The 19,006-nt window shown below is 62.1% G+C and carries 12 protein-coding genes and 2 pseudogenes; 6 read left to right on the top strand and 8 right to left on the bottom strand.

Annotated features, from left to right (window positions below; genetic code table 11):
* Positions 1 to 403 precede the first annotated feature (403 nt).
* The 3 genes from F3J24_RS20485 to F3J24_RS20475 form a co-directional block, all read right to left on the bottom strand.
* A complete protein-coding gene (locus tag F3J24_RS20485; protein ID WP_205244879.1) occupies positions 404 to 547 on the bottom strand; it encodes a DUF3149 domain-containing protein in 144 nt (47 codons plus the stop codon).
* A 216-nt stretch (positions 548 to 763) separates the two neighbouring features.
* The gene (locus F3J24_RS20480; protein ID WP_167010181.1) at positions 764 to 2,191 is read right to left on the bottom strand and encodes a M20 family metallopeptidase; all 1,428 of its coding nucleotides are present in this window, start codon (positions 2,189 to 2,191) and stop codon (positions 764 to 766) included.
* Between the two features lie 88 nt (positions 2,192 to 2,279).
* Positions 2,280 to 3,305: a tripartite tricarboxylate transporter substrate-binding protein gene (locus tag F3J24_RS20475; RefSeq protein ID WP_167010179.1), complete on the bottom strand. Its 1,026-nt coding sequence runs from the start codon at positions 3,303 to 3,305 to the stop codon at positions 2,280 to 2,282.
* Positions 3,306 to 3,533: 228 nt separating this feature from the next.
* On the opposite strand from F3J24_RS20475, the pseudogene F3J24_RS20470 reads away from it, so the two are divergent.
* Positions 3,534 to 3,925 (top strand): annotated as a pseudogene (locus tag F3J24_RS20470) (IS3 family transposase); the annotation flags it as partial.
* A gap of 233 nt (positions 3,926 to 4,158) precedes the next feature.
* On the opposite strand, the pseudogene F3J24_RS25215 reads toward F3J24_RS20470, so the two are convergent.
* Positions 4,159 to 4,399 (bottom strand): annotated as a pseudogene (locus tag F3J24_RS25215) (MFS transporter); the annotation flags it as partial.
* A 557-nt stretch (positions 4,400 to 4,956) separates the two neighbouring features.
* Between F3J24_RS25215 and F3J24_RS20465 the strand changes: the two are divergent.
* From F3J24_RS20465 to F3J24_RS20445, 5 genes are all read left to right on the top strand, one after another.
* A complete protein-coding gene (locus F3J24_RS20465) occupies positions 4,957 to 7,089 on the top strand; it encodes a TonB-dependent siderophore receptor (RefSeq protein ID WP_370527752.1) in 2,133 nt (710 codons plus the stop codon).
* A gap of 111 nt (positions 7,090 to 7,200) precedes the next feature.
* Positions 7,201 to 9,762 (top strand): sulfite reductase flavoprotein subunit alpha, encoded by a 2,562-nt coding sequence (locus tag F3J24_RS20460; protein ID WP_167010175.1) that lies wholly within the window; start codon positions 7,201 to 7,203, stop codon positions 9,760 to 9,762.
* Positions 9,763 to 10,143: 381 nt separating this feature from the next.
* The gene (locus F3J24_RS20455) at positions 10,144 to 11,046 is read left to right on the top strand and encodes a glutamate ABC transporter substrate-binding protein (RefSeq protein ID WP_167010174.1); all 903 of its coding nucleotides are present in this window, start codon (positions 10,144 to 10,146) and stop codon (positions 11,044 to 11,046) included.
* A gap of 3 nt (positions 11,047 to 11,049) precedes the next feature.
* Positions 11,050 to 11,712, top strand: a complete 663-nt coding sequence (locus tag F3J24_RS20450) for an amino acid ABC transporter permease (protein WP_043372265.1) — start codon at positions 11,050 to 11,052, stop codon at positions 11,710 to 11,712.
* The gene (locus tag F3J24_RS20445) at positions 11,709 to 12,509 is read left to right on the top strand and encodes an amino acid ABC transporter permease (protein ID WP_167010173.1); all 801 of its coding nucleotides are present in this window, start codon (positions 11,709 to 11,711) and stop codon (positions 12,507 to 12,509) included. Before F3J24_RS20450 ends, F3J24_RS20445 begins: the two co-directional genes overlap by 4 nt.
* 144 nt (positions 12,510 to 12,653) lie before the next feature.
* On the opposite strand, the gene F3J24_RS20440 is transcribed toward F3J24_RS20445, so the two are convergent.
* From F3J24_RS20440 to F3J24_RS20425, 4 genes are all read right to left on the bottom strand, one after another.
* Positions 12,654 to 12,845, bottom strand: coding sequence for a hypothetical protein (locus F3J24_RS20440; RefSeq protein WP_167010172.1), 192 nt, complete (start codon positions 12,843 to 12,845; stop codon positions 12,654 to 12,656).
* Entirely contained in the window at positions 12,842 to 13,996 is a 1,155-nt protein-coding gene (locus F3J24_RS20435) for a PepSY domain-containing protein (protein WP_167010171.1), read from the bottom strand. The genes F3J24_RS20440 and F3J24_RS20435 overlap by 4 nt, the downstream gene beginning before the upstream one ends.
* An 82-nt stretch (positions 13,997 to 14,078) precedes the next feature.
* Positions 14,079 to 16,193, bottom strand: coding sequence for a TonB-dependent siderophore receptor (locus F3J24_RS20430; protein WP_240154409.1), 2,115 nt, complete (start codon positions 16,191 to 16,193; stop codon positions 14,079 to 14,081).
* 108 nt (positions 16,194 to 16,301) lie between these two features.
* Positions 16,302 to 18,848: a TonB-dependent receptor gene (locus F3J24_RS20425; protein WP_167010169.1), complete on the bottom strand. Its 2,547-nt coding sequence runs from the start codon at positions 18,846 to 18,848 to the stop codon at positions 16,302 to 16,304.
* Positions 18,849 to 19,006 lie beyond the last annotated feature (158 nt).

Raw genomic sequence — 19,006 nt, 5'->3', positions numbered from 1 at the left:
CTGTTGGTCTTTATGTGGCCAACGTGGTGTTTGCCGCTGGCATGGCAGATCGTGGCGCTGAGCCCAACCTGTTGGGATAGACCTGTGGCGCGCGCTTCACTGCAGCTGGATTTTCTTCGGCAAGTAAATGCCCCGAGCACTCTTGGTCGACTCTTGCTTCTTGACGCGTAAAGATTCAAGAATGCCTTGAAACCCAATAGCCAAGTCTTTGACAACTATTCGCAGAAACTCCAGGCAAGAAAAAGGCCCCTTCAAGAGGGGCTGAGAGAGCTTGCACTGACTCTTCGTCCTGGATCGATAAATTGCCGAGGATTAACGAACTCATCGGCTTTTTGCGTTCAATCCACGTTATCCCGCCAGCAACTCAAGGCAGTACCTACGCAGCATGCAGCGAAGCTCGGGACTATTCCAGCGGGGTGCTTGCAACGTTTTTCATCTTGCCCATGAAGAGGCGGGTGAAGAATGCGGCCATGACGATGATCAGCACAATCACGGCCAGGCTCATCAGCCCGTAGTCGGTGGAAAAGAGATCGATCATCAGCTTCATGGTTCCTCCCTGTTGAGTCTCCGCAGTCTTGCGGGCATGTCTCACTATGGCTGCTTGGCCGGGCCGGGGGCTTGTGTTGCATCAAGCTTTGGCAGCCGTCGCGTTGAGGCAGAGCAAGCAGGTGTACAGGGGGAAGATCAATCCTGTCAGACGCTTTCAGGAAATCTGGCCGCGAAGTGCTGTGATCGTTTTCAGGGTAAGGGGCTCACTTCTCTCTTATTTGCGCAGAAAAGGCAAGGCTACCTCGGCGGGAATGGGGCAGACATAGGGCTTGCCTTCACGGCGCTGCAGCAACTCCTCCTTGGCGCGCTCCAGCAGTTCGGGCTGGGCCAACAACTCCACGGCGGTGGCCGTGAGAATCTTTGCAGCATGCACCATGCCGATGTGGGCCAGACCGGACTGGCCTTGCGACACCATCTGCCAGGAGTGCAGAGGCGTGCCAAAGGCATAGCAGGCCACCCAGGCCTGAACCGTGGGCGTGATCCAGCTCACATCAGCTACGTCGGTGGAGCCGAACATGATGTCGCTGGTATCGGGGTCATAGGGAGTCAGACCTTCAAAAATGGCCGGCACCCTGCCGTGCAGCACGCTGGCGAGCGGGCGGCTGACGGCCTCGACATCGTTTTTGTCCAGTGTGGCCTGGAACTGACCGGCAACTGCATGCGCCCGCGCATCGGCCTGCAACTGTCCCAGTGCCTGCATCTGTGCGTACATCACGCCGTTAAGTGTGCTGTTTTGCAGCAGGTTGGAACAGGCTTTGTCGAAGACGATGTCGAGCCTGCAGTCCGTCATCAGCGCGGCGCCGCGAGCCACGTTCTGTACGCGTTCATAGAGTTCGGCGGCTTCATGGTTGCGCGCGGCCCGCACCAGGTAGAGCACTTCGGCACGCGCCTGCACGACATTGGGCGACAGGCCCCCGCTATCGGTGATGGCGTAGTGCACACGGGCATCGGAGGGCATGTGTTCGCGCAGATAGTTCACTCCCACGTTCATCAGTTCCACGGCATCCAAGGCGCTGCGGCCCAGGTGCGGCGAATGAGCGGCATGCGAGGCCTTACCGTGGAAGACAAACTTGGCCTGGATATTGGCCAGCGTGCTCTGGCTGAACAGCCCGGTGTAGCTGGCCGGGTGCCAGGTTAATGCTGCATCCACATCATCGAACACGCCAGCGCGGGCCATGAAGGTCTTGCCGGAGCCGCCTTCCTCGGCCGGGCAGCCGTAGTAGCGCACGCGTCCGCTCAGGCCTGTGCGTTTCAGATGCTGCTGCAACGCAATGGCCGCAAAGTGTGCCGAAGTGCCCAGCAGATGGTGGCCGCAGCCGTGACCGGCCAGACCAGGGCTGTCGATGGATGGGGTGCATACCAGAGCGCCGCTTTGCTGGTTCAGACCTGAAAGGGCGTCGTACTCACCCAGCAAGGCAATGACCGGGCCGGCATCGCCCCATTCGGCCATGAAGGCGGTGGGAATGTCAGCCACATCACGCGTAATGCGAAAGCCAGCCTGCTCCAGGGCATTGATGTGCAACTGGGCCGAAGCATTTTCGGCATAACGCAGCTCGGCCAGCGACCAGATCTGGTCGGCCAATGCCGTCATGCGTGGTGTCTCGCGGTGAAAAAAATCCTGCAGGGCGCTCATCGCTTGCATGGCAAAGGGTCCTTGAGCTGTGGTGAAGAAGACGGGGTGTGAAAAGCAGGCAACCGGGCGAGGTGTGCGCCCGATGCCGAGCCGGCTCTTATTCGGGCTTGACGCCGGCCTTGTCGAGCAGGGCCTTGTTGCGCTTGAGTTCAGCGGCAATCTGGTTCGGGAACTGGGTGGGTACCGTCTCGGTGGCCGTGGCGCCCAGATTCTTCAGATGCTTTTGCACCTCTGGCAGGTGCACGGCCTTGACGGCCGCGTCCTGCAGTTGCTTCACGACGGGCGCCGGGGTGTTGGCGGGGACGACCAGCCCGAACCAGCTGATACCGAGTTCGTTGAGTTCGTCGTAGCCCAGTTCCTTGAAGGTCGGCACATTGGGCAGATCGGGCGAGCGGCCATGCGAAGCGACCACCACCGGAAGCAGCTTTCCGCCCCTGATCTGGGGCATGGCCGAGGGCAACTGGTCGGTCATGATCTGAACCATTCCGGCCAGGGCATCGTTGAGCGCAGGGCCGTTGCCGCGATAGGGCACGATCTGGATCTGGGTCTTCATGGTCTCGTTGAACGAGGCAACCATCAGATGACCCAGCGTTCCAAGGCCTGGCACCCCGGCGCTGTAGGCGCCAGGCTGGGCCTTGATCTTGGCGAGAAAGTCCTTGAAGTTGTTCACGCCCATCTTGGGGTGAGCCATATAGACCGACGGCATGGTCACGAGATTGGCCACCGGCAGCAGCTTGCCCTCGATCTTGCTGGCGCGATGGTAGAGCAGGGGATTGATGGTGGCCGTGCTCACGGTCGCCATGCCGATGCTGTAGCCATCGGGAGCGGCCTGGGCAATGGCTTCGCTGCCGATCAGCCCGCCGGCGCCGCCCTTGTTGTCAACGATCACAGGCTGACCCAGTGTGGTTCGCATGCCTTCGGCAATCACGCGCGCCACGATGTCGGTGGAGCCACCAGCGGCAAAAGGCACGATGAGCTTGACGGGCTTGCTGGGATAGGTGTCAGCGGCCAGTGCCTGCGAGGCTGCCAGGGCCCATAGTGAGCTGGCAACAGCCAGCGAGAGCCGGCCGAAGCGGCCAGTGAGGCCATTGGTGCGGCCGCGAGTGCGTGAAGAGATGGACATGGAAGGCTCCTGAAGGATATCGGCCGAGCCGTGTCCACAACATCAGTGCTGTTCACGAATTTCTGCCGTCATGGAAACGAAATATAGAAACTTGGGAGCCTTGGCAGTACATGCTATTTGCTGATAGCTATAAGCTTCGCCAATACCTGGGGCGTGCTTGTCTCTGGGTGTGTTGACGCTGCTGTCTTTTATTGAGGTTCGTCGCCCCGAGCATAGTTCGTCGCAACTAATGAAACCTTGAGGCCGGAGGCTCTCGCATCGGTGAAGCGCTTCAATGTTTCTTCAACGGGTTCGGCGCTGCCCCAATTTGAGCAGCAACTGCATGCGTTAGGCCGTGAAGTGAGACGGTTGCAGTTGGAACGGGAGTTATTGAAGAAGGCGAACGAGGTCCTCAAGAAAGACCAGTGCATCGAACTTCATCTCCTGACCAATCACGAGAAGACACTGCCGGTTGATGCCCTGCGCCATGCGTACTCGTTTGCCGAGTTGCTCACCTTTCTAGTCTTTGCTCGCAGTTCCTGCTTCTGCCATCGAGCGCGGCTCAACACTGACTAGTGGTATGCCGCGTGCGCCGAATGATCGCGGACATCTTCAAGCGCAGCTACAGCCTGGTCCTTTATGGGTTGTGCCCGACCTGTCAGTGACCATGCTCGGCGTTAGCAATGCTGCATCGGGCTAAAGCGTGCACCACGCTATGCCGACCAGTCTGCGCGAACCTGATCAGATTCATTGGAGCCGGCAACAACAGGCTGCTAAGCCAACCTGAGAGAGATGGTTCGCAAACGGCCGCATGGGGTCGGCAGCACTTATTCGTTGGCCGATATGGCGGATTTCCAGCCGACTAAGCGTCGAGTTATCTATAGGCTGAGCTTTTCAGGCGCACTACAAGCGCCGTCAATGCAGGGGCAGTTGCCAATGCAGTCACTGGCATCCAGTGGAACAGCGCAACCAGGGCAGACCCGATTGCCATGCCGGTGAACAGTGCTGCGTTGAGACGGCTGCGATCGCTGGCATCAATGATCAATGCCGTAAACGATGGTGATGGTCTGGTGGGCGATCAGCGAGGCTTGGTTGCCCGGCTCGAAACCTATGGCTCCGGCCAGCCCGAAAGCGCCTGCTTTGCGCGCGCTGGATAAAGCCCGGGCTCTGCAGCGTTTGCGCGATGTAGACGTCTTAGTTGTTGCTTCGCCGCATGGGCTTGAAGCCTGCCATGCCGCGTATTCCGTTGTGAGTGCTGACAATGCTCATCAGCTCCTGTGGCCTGGCCAGGGTAAAGGCCCGCTGCTAGCTTGCCTCTTGGAGGGTCAAAGCCTCAGGCAGCATCGGGATGCAGGCGCCTGATGCACGCGGTGTAGCTTGCATGCTGCAAAGGGGCCGCAACACCAGTCCGCCAAGACTGCCCCAGCCGAGATTGCAGGGCAGGGCGAGGCAATTTCCGCTGCTTGCCAGCTGGCCGTTACAGCAGATGCAAGGACTTGCAAAGCCCTTGCGCGGGCTGAGTTCTAAGCCGGCTTTTGTATGTTGATGTAAATGAGAATGAATTAGAATCACGCGCTCAAACATCTTCTAAAACCAGTGGCCAGCTCTCTCGAGTTGGCTTGTGCCGGCAGCCTGCTGCCAAGGTTTCGGCACCACCTCTCGCCACTCCATCGTGACTCTCTCTCTTCGCTCCACACTGGGCCTTTATGGCCTGGCCGCCTGTGCTGCCGTGCCCGCTCTGGCACAGACCACAACCGAAAACCAGACCCAGCCCACGGCCGAGCAGCACCAATTGCCCGAGGTCATCGTGCAGGAGAAAGCCCAGGAAATCGGCTACCAGCCAAAGCGCGCGACAACGGCCACCCGCTCCGATGCTGCGCTGCGCGACCTGCCGCAAGCGGTGGCCGTGGTGCCGGCACAGGTGCTGCAGGACCAGCAGGTGCGCAATATCGACGAGGCGCTTTACTATGTCAGCGGCATCACCCAGGCCAACACCCTCGGCGGCACGCAGGATGCGCTGATCAAGCGTGGCTTCGGCTTCAATCGCGACGGCTCCATACTGCGCGATGGCGTGCGTACTGTGCTGGCGCGCAATCTGACCTACACCACGGATCGCGTGGAAGTGCTCAAAGGACCATCCTCCATTCTCTACGGCAGCATGGACCCGGGCGGTGTGGTGAATATGGTCACCAAGAAGCCACAACTCGAATTTGCGGGCCAGGCTGCGCTGAGCGCGTCCAGCTATGGCGGCGGCGGTGCCTCGGTGGACCTGACCGGTCCCCTGGGCAGCAACGGCCTGGCTTATCGCCTGATCGCCGACACCAGCAATGTGGATTACTGGCGCAATTTCGGCGTCAACAAGCAGACGGTGATCGCGCCTTCGCTTGCCTGGTATGGCCGCGACACCTATGTGCGCATGTCCTATGAGCACACTGAATACGAGCAGCCCTTTGACCGCGGCACCGTCATTGACAGCCGTACCGGCAAGCCTGTGGCCATAGACCCGCGCCGCCGCCTCGACGAAGCCTATAACCGCACCATCGGGGATTCGGATTTTTTCACCGTGCAGGGCCAGCACTCGCTGAATTCGCAATGGAAGCTCAACGCCACCTATAGCTACAACCGCAATCGCTATGACGACTACCAAGCCCGTCCGGTATCGCTGAACCCGGTCACCGGCGTGCTCACCCGCCGCCCGGACGGTACGCGCGGCGCGCTCAGCCAGCAGCATGTGGCCCAGCTGAACTTGCAGGGCAATGTGCAGTGGGGTGGCGTCCGCCACGAGATACTGAGCGGCCTAGATATCGAGGACAGCGATATTTACCGCCGCGACCTGATTCGCGGCAGCAACAGCACCAGCTTCAATGTCTACAACCCGGTCTATGGTCTGCTGCCGTATTCCACCACCATCAGCGCTGCAGACAGCGACCAGCGCGACAAGATCAGGCAGCAGGCCTTTTTCTTCCAGGACAATATTCGCTTGTCCGAGCAGTGGATAGCCCAGGCTGGGGGCCGCTGGTTGCACTATGACCAGGAAGCGGGCAAAGGCAGGCCTTTTGTCGTGGGCAGTGCCTCCGACGGCTGGCAGTTCGTGCCGCGCGTGGGCCTGGTGTGGCAGCCTGATTCCAACTTGTCCTTCTATGGCAGCTACAGCGAGTCGTTCAAGCCGCAAAGCAGCGTGGGCACGGTGATAGGCGCATTGCCACCGGAAGAGGCCAAGTCCTGGGAGCTAGGAGCCAAGCTGGAGCTGGCGCGTGGCATCAGCGCCACGGCAGCGCTCTACGACATCCGCAAGCGCAATGTGGCGGTGAGAATTCCCGTCAACGGCGATCTGGCTACCCGCGCCGCTGGTGGCGCCCGCTCGCGGGGCCTGGAAGTGGATGTGGCCGGTCAGATCAGCCGCCAGTGGCAACTCATAGGCAGCTATGCCTATACCGACGCCTGGGTGTCCGATGATCCGCAGCTGCAGGGTAAGCGCCTTGCCAATGTGGCACGTCAGAGTGCTTCGATGTTTGCGGCCTATACCTTTGAGCGCAGCAGCTACGGTCAGTGGCGTGCTGGTGCCGGTGTTCGCCACGTGGGCAAGCGTGCCGGAGATGCAGCCAACACCTTCGACAACGATGCCTACAACGTCGCCGATGCCTTTGTCTCCTACGAAACCCGCTGGGACAACCGCCCCGTGCGCCTGCAGCTGAACATCAAGAACCTGTTCGACAAGAACTATGTCGTTTCCTCGGGCAGCAATATCTATGTCTCGCTGGGCGAGCGCCGCCAGGCCGTGCTGCGCGCGGTCATGGACTTCTGACGGCATGCAGCGCCCGCTGTTGCGCTGCGCAACCAGGCCGCAAGGCACTGCATCCTCTAGCCGGCTGTAGCGTCGGCTAGTGGCAACCGATATCAAGCTCACTGATTTTCTATGCCGTCCTTCAAGCAACTCTGGTTTCAGCTGCACTGGTTTGTCGGCATCACGGCCGGCACGGTGCTAATCGTTCTTGGTCTGTCTGGGGCGGTGTTTTCCTTTCATGAGGAAATACTGGACTGGCTGAACCCCGGCACTGCGCGCGTGCAGGCGCGTAGCGACCTGGCACCCATGACGCCTGCGCAATTGCTGCAGACGCTGCGTGCGCAGGGCGAGGAGCGCGTGGTGCAGCGCATCACCGTGCACTCCGAAGCGGGCCGGTCGGCCCAGATCAGCTTCAAGCCGCTCAAGGGGCAGCGCCGCGGCGAGACGGTCTTTGTAAACCCCTACACCGCAGCCCAGCTACCGCCCCAGAAGGGCGCGCAGTTCTTTGAATGGGCGGAGCGCCTGCACCGCTGGCTGCTGCTGTCGCGCGATGATGGCAAGCCCATCACCGGTACGCTGGCCGGCCTGTTGGTGCTGCTTTCACTGTCCGGCCTGTATCTGCGCTGGCCGCGCAAGCCCATGGACTGGCGCAGCTGGCTATGGCTGGACATGCGCCTGAAGGGGCGCGGCTTTCTGTGGAATCTGCATGCTGTGGCGGGCACCCTGGCGCTGCTGGTCTATCTGGTGCTGGCGCCCACTGGCATGTACTGGGCTTTCGACGGCCTGCGCCGCACGGTCGATACCTGGGCGGGCGTGCCGCCGCGCGCTGCTGTTGCCAAGCCCGCCAAGCCCGACAGAGAGTCCGCCGCGCCGACGCCGGACCTGACGAGCGCATGGCAGAGCTTTCAGCATCTGGCACCGGGCTGGCAGTTTGCCCAGTTGCGCCTGCTCGAGCGCACGGGCGAGCCCGTGCAGATTGCCTGGTTCGACGAGACCGCGGCCCATGAGCGTGCGCGCAACCAGTTGCGCCTGACTCCCGAGGGCCGCGTTCAGCAGGATGAGCGCTATGCCGATCTGCCCGCTGGCCGCCGCGCCGTGGGTGCCATCTACCCGCTGCATATGGGCACGTATTTCGGACTGACGGGGCGCATCATCGTCACCTTGGCGGCGCTGATGATGCCGCTGTTCGCCATCACCGGCTGGCTGCTCTATCTGGACCGCCGCCGCAAGGCCCGTGCCTTGAACGGTGAACGCCGGGCCTTGGCCGAAAGTTCCCCTGCTGGCCAGGGACAGGACAGCGTTCTCGTGGCCTATGCCAGTCAGACTGGCCATGCCGAACGCCTGGCCCTGCGCACCGCGGCCGCGCTGCGCGATGCGGGGCTGGCCACGACGCTCAAGCCCATGGCCCAACTGGACACGGAGCAGTTGCGCCACCATGGCAGGGCTCTTTTCATTGCCAGCAGCTTTGGCGACGGCGAAGCACCTGACAGCACGCGTCGCTTTGCCCGCGCGCTGGATGCCGCCGCAGCCAATCCCCTGGCCACGCTGCACTACGGCCTGCTGGCGCTGGGCGATCGCCAGTACACGCGCTTTTGTGGTTTTGGCCGTGCACTCGATCATCAGTTGCAACGCCTGGCTGCGCAGCCGATTTTCCCCCGTGTGGAAATGGATGGCGAAGACGGCACTGCCTGGAGCGCCTGGCAGCAGATGCTCAGCGGCCACTTCCATACCGCCCGTCAATTGCCTGATGCACCCGCCGCTCCCGCGTTTGCGCCATGGACGCTGGCAGAGCGCAGTCTGATCAATCCGGGCAGTCTGGGCACACCGCTGCACAGCCTCACGCTGACGCCGCCAGCAGGACTGGACCTGGACTGGCGCCCGGGCGCGCTCGTGGAAATCTGCCCCCGGCATGCACCCGAAGCCATTGCCGCCTGGCTGCAGCAGCTGGCGCTGGACGGCACTGCTGTGGTTCGGTGGCAAGGCCAGAGCCAGACGCTGCAAGCCGCACTGTCGGCAAGCGTCCTGCTTCAGGCCAGCGACTTGCCTGCAGATGCTTCGGCGCAGGCCGTGGCCGATGCGCTGCAGCCGCTGGCCGCGCGCAGCTATTCCGTGGCGTCCTTGCCAGCAGACGGCCATGTGCGGCTGCTGGTACGCCAGGCCCGCCATGATGCGGGTCTGGGGCTGGCCTCAGGCTGGCTCACCGCCTATGCGGCTCCGGGCGCAGCGGTCATGTTGAGGCTGGTGGACAACAGGGCATTCGCGCCCATCGATGATGCTGCAGCGCCGCCCGCCATCTTCATCGGCAACGGCTCCGGCTATGCAGGCCTGCGCGGTCACCTGCTGGCGCGCATGCGTGCGGGCCAACATCGCAACTGGCTGCTATTTGGCGAGCGCCAGCAAGCCCATGATGGATATGCCCAAGCCGAAGCCCAGGCCTGGCTGCAGGCAGGGCAGCTGGCGCGCGCAGACTTTGTCTATTCACGCGACCAGGCCGAGCGCCGTTATGTGCAAGACGGCTTGCGCGATGCAGCGGACCTGCTGCGCAGCTGGATCGACGAAGGCGCCGTGATCTTCATCTGCGGCAGCCTGCAAGGCATGGCCGCAGGCGTGGATACTGTGTTGCAGGAACTGCTGGGCTGCGACGCTCTCGACGAGTTGATCGCCCAGGGCCGTTACCGCCGGGATGTGTACTGAGCGCCTGTATCCGCAGCAGGCCGCAAGCAGGAGTGAGGCGAGGGCAGGGCTGCAAGGTATTCAGCAGGCGGGCCGGATGTCCTGCAAGAGCACTCCAAGGCCGGCCTGCTGCCTGACCCCGCCTGCCCCGATTCGACTAGATCTGGCCTGTGACGCCCTGCACCAAGGCCGCGCCACCGTACGAGCCGCTCCATGGCCAGCCGGCCTGAGGTGGCGTCTCTGGATGGCTCCTGCAATCCATGCGAGTTGTCATAATCGGCCCTTGTCGCAGGGCGCGCGGCCTGTATTGTGTGCACAATGGTGTCCGGCCCGGACCGGCGGCATGTGTATTCCGTCGCTGCTTTATATTGATTCGCATCACCGACCATCCAAGAACACCGCATGTCGACCCAATCCATTTTCAAATCCACCGTGGTGGCGCTGACGATCGCGGCCAGCGGTTCGCTTTTCGCACAGGGCACGCCCATCAATGCAGCGGCCTATGACGCTCTGGTGGCGCAGGGCCCTGTTGCCGATGCGGCGACGATTGCGTCCAGCACCTGGGCCAGCAAGATCAAGCAGGCCGGCACGCTGCGTCTGGGCAGCACGCAAACCTCGAATCTTTTCTCTTTGCTCAACGAGAAGGACGGCAAGATCCGTGGCTTCGACCTGGGCCTGGCACAGCTCATCACCCGTTACATCCTGGGCGATGCTGCCAAGTACCAGTTCACCCAGGTGACCTCGTCCACGCGCGAGCAGGTGCTTATCAACAATCAGGTGGACATGGTCTTCGCCACCTATTCCATCACTCCTGCCCGCGCCGAGAAGATCTCGTTTGCCGGCCCTTACTACACATCGCAGTCCGGTGTGCTGGTCAAGGCGAACAACAAGACGCTGCAGTCCTACAACGACCTGGGTGGCAAGAAGGTGGCCACGCAAGCTGGCTCCACGGGGCCTGCGATACTGGCCCAGTACGCCCCCAAGGCCGTCGTGCAGGAGTTCCAGACGCATCAGGAAGCCCTCGATGCCCTGCGTCAGGGCCGTGTCGATGCCTATGTGACCGACTACACGCTGCTGCTCAACGCCCTGAGCCTTGGCACCAGCAATGCGCGGCTGGCGGGGGCTCCATTCGGTGCCCAGGATCCTTATGGCGTGGGACTGCCCAAGGGCTCGGACGGCGTGGCCTTCATCAATGCCTTTCTCAAGAAGCTGGAAGCCGACGGTACCTGGGCCAAGCTTTGGACTATTTCCATTGGGCAGCGCACTGGCAGCACGACAGTTCCGACTCCGCCCGCTCTGCCTTGAGCAATGGGTGAGGTTTCAAGGCTTTTGGCTGACCACGGGCCTGCCTTCTGGCAGGCCTTGTTGCTGACATGGAAGCTCACGCTGGTGTCCTTTGTGCCCGGCGTCCTGCTGGGCGTGCTCGTCGCTGTGCTCAGGCTCTTGCCCCTGCCGCCGCTGCGCTGGGCTCTGAGCGTCTATGTCGAGATCTTTCGCAACATTCCCAGTGTGGCGCTGCTGATCTTCATCGTCTTCGCGCTGCCCGATCTCAATATCGTGATCGATTACGAGCCCAGCGTGATCCTCACGCTGACGCTGGTCTGCTCTGCCTTCACGGCTGACTACCTGCGCGCGGGCATCAACACGATTCCGGGCAGCCAGATCGAGGCTGCGCTCAGCCTGGGCATGCGCCCGCTGCAGATTGTGTCTGCCGTGGTCCTGCCGCAGGCGCTGCGCTCGGTGGTGCAGCCCATGACCTCGCTGCTGATTGCCCTGATGCTCTCGACTTCCCTGGCGTCGCAGCTGCCGTTTCCCGGCCGCGAGCTCACGGCCCTGGTCTCCAAGATCGCCAATGATTCGGCGCTCGGCATTGCCGCGTTCGCTGTGGCGGCCACCATGTATGTGGTGACAGGTCTGCTCATCGCCTGGGCCGGCGCGGTTCTGGAAAAGAAAGTGCGGATACTGCGATGAGCCGTTCGCTGGAAGAAATTCTGTTTGCCGCGCCAGGCCTGCGGGCCCGAGCCGTCACCAAAGCGGTGAGCATGACCGCCGCAGCCCTGCTGCTTCTGCTTGCGGTGGCGATCGTGTGGCAGTTCCATTCGGCAGGCCAGCTTGAAGCACCGTACTGGGAATTCTTTGCCTGGGCTACGACCTGGAGCTTTCTTGCCAAGGGGCTGCTCGGCACGCTGGCATCGTCGGCGATGGCCGCCGTGATTTCCCTGGCCCTGGGACTGGTGCTGTTGCTGGGGCGGCTGTCGCGGCTCAGGTTGCTGCGCTGGCCCAGCATTGCCGTCATAGAGTTCCTGCGCGGCACGCCGACGCTGCTGCTCATCTATGTCTGCTTTCTGGTGCTGCCGTCGGTAGGCATCAAGCTGAGCACCTATTGGATGCTGACCCTGCCCATAGGTCTGAGTACCGCAGCCGTGGTCGCCGAGGTATATCGCGCAGGCGTGCTCGCCGTGCCGCGCGGCCAGACCGATGCCGCGCGAAGCCTAGGGCTGACCGAAGTCCAGGTCTTTTTCTCCGTCGTCTTTCCTCAGGCCCTTCGCTACATTGTTCCGGCATTGGTTGCGCAACTGGTTATCGTGGTCAAGGACACCACCTTCGGCTATGTCGTCACCTACGGTGAACTCATGCAGAACGCCAAGGTGCTGATAGCGAACTACCACTCGCTGGTGCCTGTGTACCTGGTCGTGGCAGCGCTTTACTGCCTTGTGAACTATGGGATTTCAAAGGCCAGCCAGCGTCTGGGCCGGCCCATGCATTGAGCGCCGGCCAGGGCAAAAGGCTTAGTGGCAGCACCGGCAGGCTGCACGGCCTTGGCGCAGCAGCGATAAAAGCCAGGCCTGATCGATGCTGGTCTCAGTCCAGCCGCGCGCTTGCCTGCCTGGAGGCAGGCAAGCGCGCACAGTTCAGCGCGGAGCCCGTCTCAGCAGGCCGTACCAGATGCCGCAAACAGTAGGTATGCCCAGACATATGCCGGACAGGGTATCGCCCAGGCCGCCGTCGCTGAACAGAGCAGCGATCAGCCCTATGCCGGTCAGCAGGCCCAGCGCGACAGGCCAGCCCCAGATGGCGAGCAAGCGGGATGACGTGTTCTTCATGGCACAACCTCCTCAGAGATCCTGGGCTGGCTGTTCTGACGGCTCTTGGGCTCGGTGCTGCGGCCCTTTTTGATCCAGAGATAAAGTCCGGTGCCCAGCACGACAATGCTGGCGATATCCAGCAGTGCCCAGATGATCTGCATCACGCGGCCGCCGTAGTCGCCGAAATGCAGCGGCTGCGACACCAGCAGGGCGGCAAGATACCAGGGCAGTTCCGGTGCGGCAGTGACCTGGGCCGACTTGGCATCGACCAAGACCGGATAAAGCAGGCGAGAGGTCAAAGGCTCGTTGCCACGCAGGAAGATGGTGTGGTGGTGGGGACTGGAAAAACTGGTCCCAGGGAAGGCGATGAAGGACAGCTTGGTATCGGGTGCCTGATGTCGGGCCACTTCGAGCGAACGTTGAACCGAAGCACGTTCGGTCACGGGCACGGTGGGCTGACCCTGGTAGGGCGCCAGCACGCTGCTGAGCTGGTCATGCTGCCAGTATTTGATCACCAGATCGGCCCAGGTATTGATCATGCCGGTGGCACCCACCACAAACAGCCAGACCAGAGTCACGATGCCCAGGAGATTGTGCAGATCCAGCCATTTCAGGCGTGGCTGGCGATCACGGCGGACTGTCCCGAAGTCCAGCTTGCGCATGAAGGGTGCGTAAAGCACCACTCCGCTGACAATCGCTATCAGCAGCAACAATCCCATCAGGCCCAGGAAGAGCTTGCCGGGCAGGCCTGCAAACAGGTCCACATGGAGCTTGAACATGATCCACATAAAGCCCTGATCGAAGCGCGGCTGGGCCAGCAGCTCGGCAGTGCGGGCATCGACGACCACCGAACGGAAGTCGTCGGTGGGCGCAGGGGTCGGCGTCATGGTGATGAACCAGAGATCGTCGGTTTCATCGGACTTGGACGCGAACTGAACCACGCGATCCGGATACTGGGCGCGAGCAACTTCCAGTACCTTGTCCAGGCTGGCATGCGGCGTGCCCTCGGGCATGGGCGGAGCTTCGACCTCGGTGCCCAGCAGGTGTCCGATTTCATGGTGAAAGATCAGGGGCAGGCCGGTGAGGCACAGCAGCAGCATGAACACGGTGCAGACGAGGCTGCTCCATTTATGCACCCAGGCCCAGATCTTGATGGTGTGGCTTTGCATTTGATTCGTTCCAATGGATGAAATCCCCCGAGGCACTGCCCAGTGCAGCTGTGCCTCGGAGGTGCAGGACTGGCTCAGCCGCTTAGAAGTCCATCTGCGCTGACAGCATCAGCGTGCGAGGAGCTCCAACGGTGGCGTAGCTGGGGTTGGGCGTAGCTACCCAGTAGCCCTTGTTCGCCACGTTCTCCAGGCTGGCGCGCAGCACCAGGGGCTTGTTGGCCAGCTTGGTGCGATAGCGGGCGCCAAGGTCCAGGCGCGTCCAGCCGGGCATGCGCAGCAGATTGGCAGCGTCGAAGTACATGGCAGAGGTGTGGATCACGCGGCCGTTGAAACTCAGGCCCGTCACCCATGGCGTATCCCAGTCCAGGCCCACGTTGTAGGTCCGCTTCGGGACGCCGTTGGCCTGGTTGCCCTGATTGCTGCCGCTGGCGGTGCGCGTCAGCTTGGCATCGTTGAAGGCGGCACTGGCCATCAGGCGCAGGCCGCGCTGGATCTCGCCATAAGCCGTCAGCTCCAGCCCGCGATTGCGTTGCTCGCCGCCAAAGCTGTAGACATTGTTCTCGGTGATGCTGGCCGGTTGCGTGATCTGGTAGATGGCGGCCTGAGTCATTAGCACGCCCCAGTCCACCTTGACGCCTGCTTCCAATTGCTTGCTCTTCTGAGGTGCAAAGACCTGCCCCTCGTTTGCCAGGCCCACGCCTGCAGTGCCCCCAGCCGTCAGGCCCGCCGTGTAGTTGGCATAGATGGAGGTATTGGGTGTGGCCTTGAACACCAGACCCGCCAGCGGCGTGACTGAGCTGGCCTTGTAGGCGGTCGAGCCATTCACGCTCTTTTGATTGATGCTCTGGTCGCGCAGTCCCAGGGTCACGAAAATGCGTTCATTGAACAATGCCATGGTGTCCGCGATGGCCACACTGTGCTGTTCCAGTTCGGCCGTCTTGCTGGGCGCAAGACGAGGCGTGGTGATCACGGGCAGGGGAGAAGGACGGTACAGATTGGAGGGGGTCGAGCCGGTACCGGTGTAGAAGTAGCCGGTCTCGCGCGCCATATGGTTGGCAGACAGCACCAGCGTGTGACCTATGCCTGCTGTCTTGAAGCGTGTGCGCAGGCCGATGTCGGCCGAGGTCGTCTTGTTGTATTCGTCGTAGTAGCCGTTGGAAACGCTGAAGTTGCCCTGAGAGTCGGGCTCGGTGCCCCAGGCACCCGGGAAGTTCTGGTAGCTCTTGACGTCGCTGTAGCCAATGCCGCCGTACACCGTGGTGTTGGCGTTGATGTCGTATTCGAGGCGGGATATAACGGTCCTGGCTTTGTCCGTAAGTGCCGTGCCCGGGTAGAAGTTCAGACGTGCGTCAGGCACGGCAGGCACCTCGGTAATCCCGCTGCGAAAGCCCACCTGGGGGCGGAATTCGTTGGTCTTGCCGTTGGCGGAGAGCGCATCGAGGGACCAGCGCAGTTTCTGGCCCGCATAGTCCAGGCCCAGCGATCCCAGGCCCAGGCGCTGGCGTCCGCCGTCGATATTGCCCTCGCCGTTGCGCCATACGCCGTTGACGCGCACCCCCCACTGATTGTCCTCGCCAAAGCGGCGCCCCACATCCAGGTGGGTGCCGAACTGGGCCTTGCCCATATAGGTGCCGGTCAGGCGCGTCAGCGGCACATCTCCGGCGCGCTTCGTGACCAGATTGATGTTGCCGCCCACGCTGCCACTGGGGCCCACGCCATTTGTCAGCGAGCCCGGGCCTTTGAGTACCTCCACCCGCTCGATCATCTCCAGCGGCACGCGTGTGGAGGGAACGAGGCCGTAGAGGCCGTTCATGGAGACGTCACGCATACCGACGGTAAAGCCGCGGATCTGAAAGTCTTCTCCATAGCCGCCGCGGGCCTGGAGAGTGCGAACCGAAGCATCGCTCATCACCACGTCGGAGATATTGAGCGCCTGTTGATTCTCGATCAGCTCCGACGTGTAGTTGGTCGTGCTGAACGGCACATTCATCAGGTCGGTACGGCCCAGAATGCCCAGGTCGCCGCCACGGGCCAGCTGTCCGCCCGAGTAGGTTTTCTGCAGGCCGCCGATGGCTTCAGCCTGGTCAGCCACGACCACTTCCTGAAGGGCGGTATCGCTGCTGGCGGTCTGGGCCGCCACGCCGAAGGAGGCCACGGCCATGCCGGTTCCCAGGCATTGGCCGAGGAGCCTGACCAAGGGTTGTAGTGCAAAACGCGAATGGGTAGAGGAAGAGCGATTTTTCATGAACTTCAAGTCGGAGGTGATGCGGAAAGGAAACAGGAAAGGCGTGGCCGGTGATCGGCTTCAGAAGTTCGCGCGCAGCGACAGCGTGACCTTGCGTGGCTCGCCGTAGTAGTTGTTGAAATACGTGCTGTTGGGCGAAAACTTGGCGTAATAGACTTTGTCGAACAGGTTGTTGACATTGAGCTGCAGGGTGTAGGTCGGGTTCAGGCGATACACGAGCAATGCGTCAAAAAGTGCGTAACCACCCTGGCGGGTGGTTAGGTTGCCGACGCTGGTGTAGGTATCGCTCTGCAGTCGCACTCCTGCCCCCACTGTCCAGCCCTGCCATGGGCCGCTGAGCCGGTGACTGGTATGCAGACGCAAGCTATGTCGCGGGTCCGCCGGGCGCAGAGGCTGGCCGACCAGGGCCGCCGTCTCGTCGCGCAGATACTGGGTGCTGGTGTAGGTGTAGCTGGCCATCAGCTGCCAGCCCGGTCTTGGCTCGCCGCTCAGCTCGGCCTCCCAGCCTCGGCTGCGGCTTTTGCCGCCGGCCAGATAGCAGCGGCCTGCGAGGTAGTAAGGAACACAGGGCATGGCCGAGCTGCTGTCTTCCATGGCGTCGCCGAGAAACTGAATGTGGAACGCCGACAACGAACCCCGCAGCCGCCCATCCAGGAATTCGGTCTTGAGTCCGGCTTCCAGGTCCTGGCCCCGGATGGGCGCCAGCAGGCTGCCGGCGCTGGTCTTCTTGTTCTGGGGGCTGAAAATCCTGCTGTAGCTGAGATAGGCATTGGTGTGATCCGACAGCTTGTGGATCAGGCCTGCATAGGGCGTGAGCTCATGCTGCACGCCATAGCTGCTTGCCGGCGTGGCAGGCTCGCGATAGTTCCACCAGCTCAGACGCGTACCGAGCACGACGCTGACCGAGTCGGTCAGCGACAGCAGCGCTCTGGCGAAGCCGCCATGTTGGCGCACCTGCGACATGGGCGCAGAGTAGGCATTGCCGTTGCCTTCGCTATAGAAGGGCTCCGGGTAGCTGGTATAGGGGTTCCAGCTGCGGATATCCACACCATAGAGCGGGCTGATGCCCCAGTGACCGGAAGTACCAATCGCGCGCACCCTTTGCAGGTCCACGCCCAATGCCAGTTCATGCCTTCGTCCCAGCGCCTCCAGGGGACCGGTTGCCTGCAGGCTCCAGGTGCTCTGGCTGCTGGCCTCGCCGTCGTAGATGGAGGTGTTGACATCCACCAGGAAGGGGTTGGTGGTGCTGGCGCTTGAAAACGAGGTCTGCTTGAAGCCCGCCGAATGAAACTGGGTACGCGCTGCCTGCGCCTTGAGTTTCCAGCCGTTTCCCAGGGCATGATCCAGCTCGATGAAGGCTTGCCGATTGCGCCGATTCCAGGTATTCCAGGCGGTTCCAAGATAGGTGCTGCGCGGCAGATCAAGCTGGCTGCCGTCCAGGGCGGCAGGCAGTCCTCCCCAGGAACCCGTGGCTTCCAGCTCTGTGTGCTGAACGCTGGCGGTCAGCAATGTCCGGGGCCCCAGATCCGCTTCCAGCACGGCATAGAGGCTTTTTCGATTCTCGTGACGTGCTGTCTGGAATGAAGCCTTGTCATCGGCCAGTGCCACGAGGCGGCCCCGCAGGGTGCCTGCCGCGTTGAGAGAGCCAGACAGGTCGGCTTCCTGTCGTCGCCTGTTCCAGGAGCCCAGAGTCAGGGCTGCAGATCCCTGGAAATCCTGCGTGGGGCGTTTGCGCACCATGTTCACCACGGCTGAAGGGTTGCCAGCGCCACGCAGCAGGCCGGATGCGCCGCGCAAGACTTCCACCCGATCGAGCATGGCCGTGTCTGGCTGAATGAAGGTCGGGGCTGAAGTGACCTGGTTGATGCTCAGCCCGTCGATCTGCAGCGAGTCGATCTGATAGCCGCGCGCATAGTAGTTGATGCGTTCGCTGTCGATGTAGTCCACCGTCACGCCGGCGGTGTTGCTCATCACCGCGTGCAGGTCGGGCAGGGCCTGGTCATCGAGCCATTGGCGGGTGAGCACGGTAACGGGCTGGGGAATGTCGCTCACCAGCTGTTGTCCGACGTTGCCGGTGACCCGCGCCGCTGCATAGCTGCCGGAGCTCTCGGTCGTTGCGCTGACCTCTGCTTTGGCGCTGACCGTGACAGTCTCCAGCAAAGGCGCCCCTGCCGCTCCCTTGGGAGTCAGGGAGCGCAGGGTATAGACGCCGCTGGACTCGCGCACGGCTTGGAGCTCAGTGCCTTCAAGCAACCGGGCAAAGCCGTCCTCTACAGCGTAGGAGCCGTGAAGACCTGCAGAGTGGCGCTGGCCAGTCTGGGCCGCATCAAAGGACAGGGCCACGCCAGCCTGGTTGGCATAGCGGGCGATGACTTCCGAGAGAGGGCCGGGAGCAATGGCGAAGCTGCGAACTCCTGTTCGCGCATCGATGTTCGGTTGCGGCTGTGCGAAAGCCGGGGTGACTGCCTGGGCTGTCGCCGCAAGAAGCAGCCAGACCAGCAGCAATTCTGTCTGGCGGCGAAAAATGCCGGATGCAGGCCTATGCGGCACATGCCGCAAGACGGCAGGAAGGCCGTGCTGTGGCAGTGAGATAGGAGGGCGGAGCATGGCGTCGAAGAAAATGAATGAGGTTTCCTCGTATGCCGAACAAGCCCTGCCAATCCTGCAACTGCCTCGGCATTTTTTTCAATGCATTCGCTTTCTGATAAAGCATATTTGCCCTGAAACGCAATGCTGAAAAGGGATGAGTGCTATGTTTTTATTTT

It is taken from the genome of Comamonas sp. Tr-654 (genome assembly GCF_011752915.1).
GTDB lineage: Bacteria > Pseudomonadota > Gammaproteobacteria > Burkholderiales > Burkholderiaceae_C > Comamonas.
This window is presented reverse-complemented; position numbering and strand designations above follow the sequence as displayed.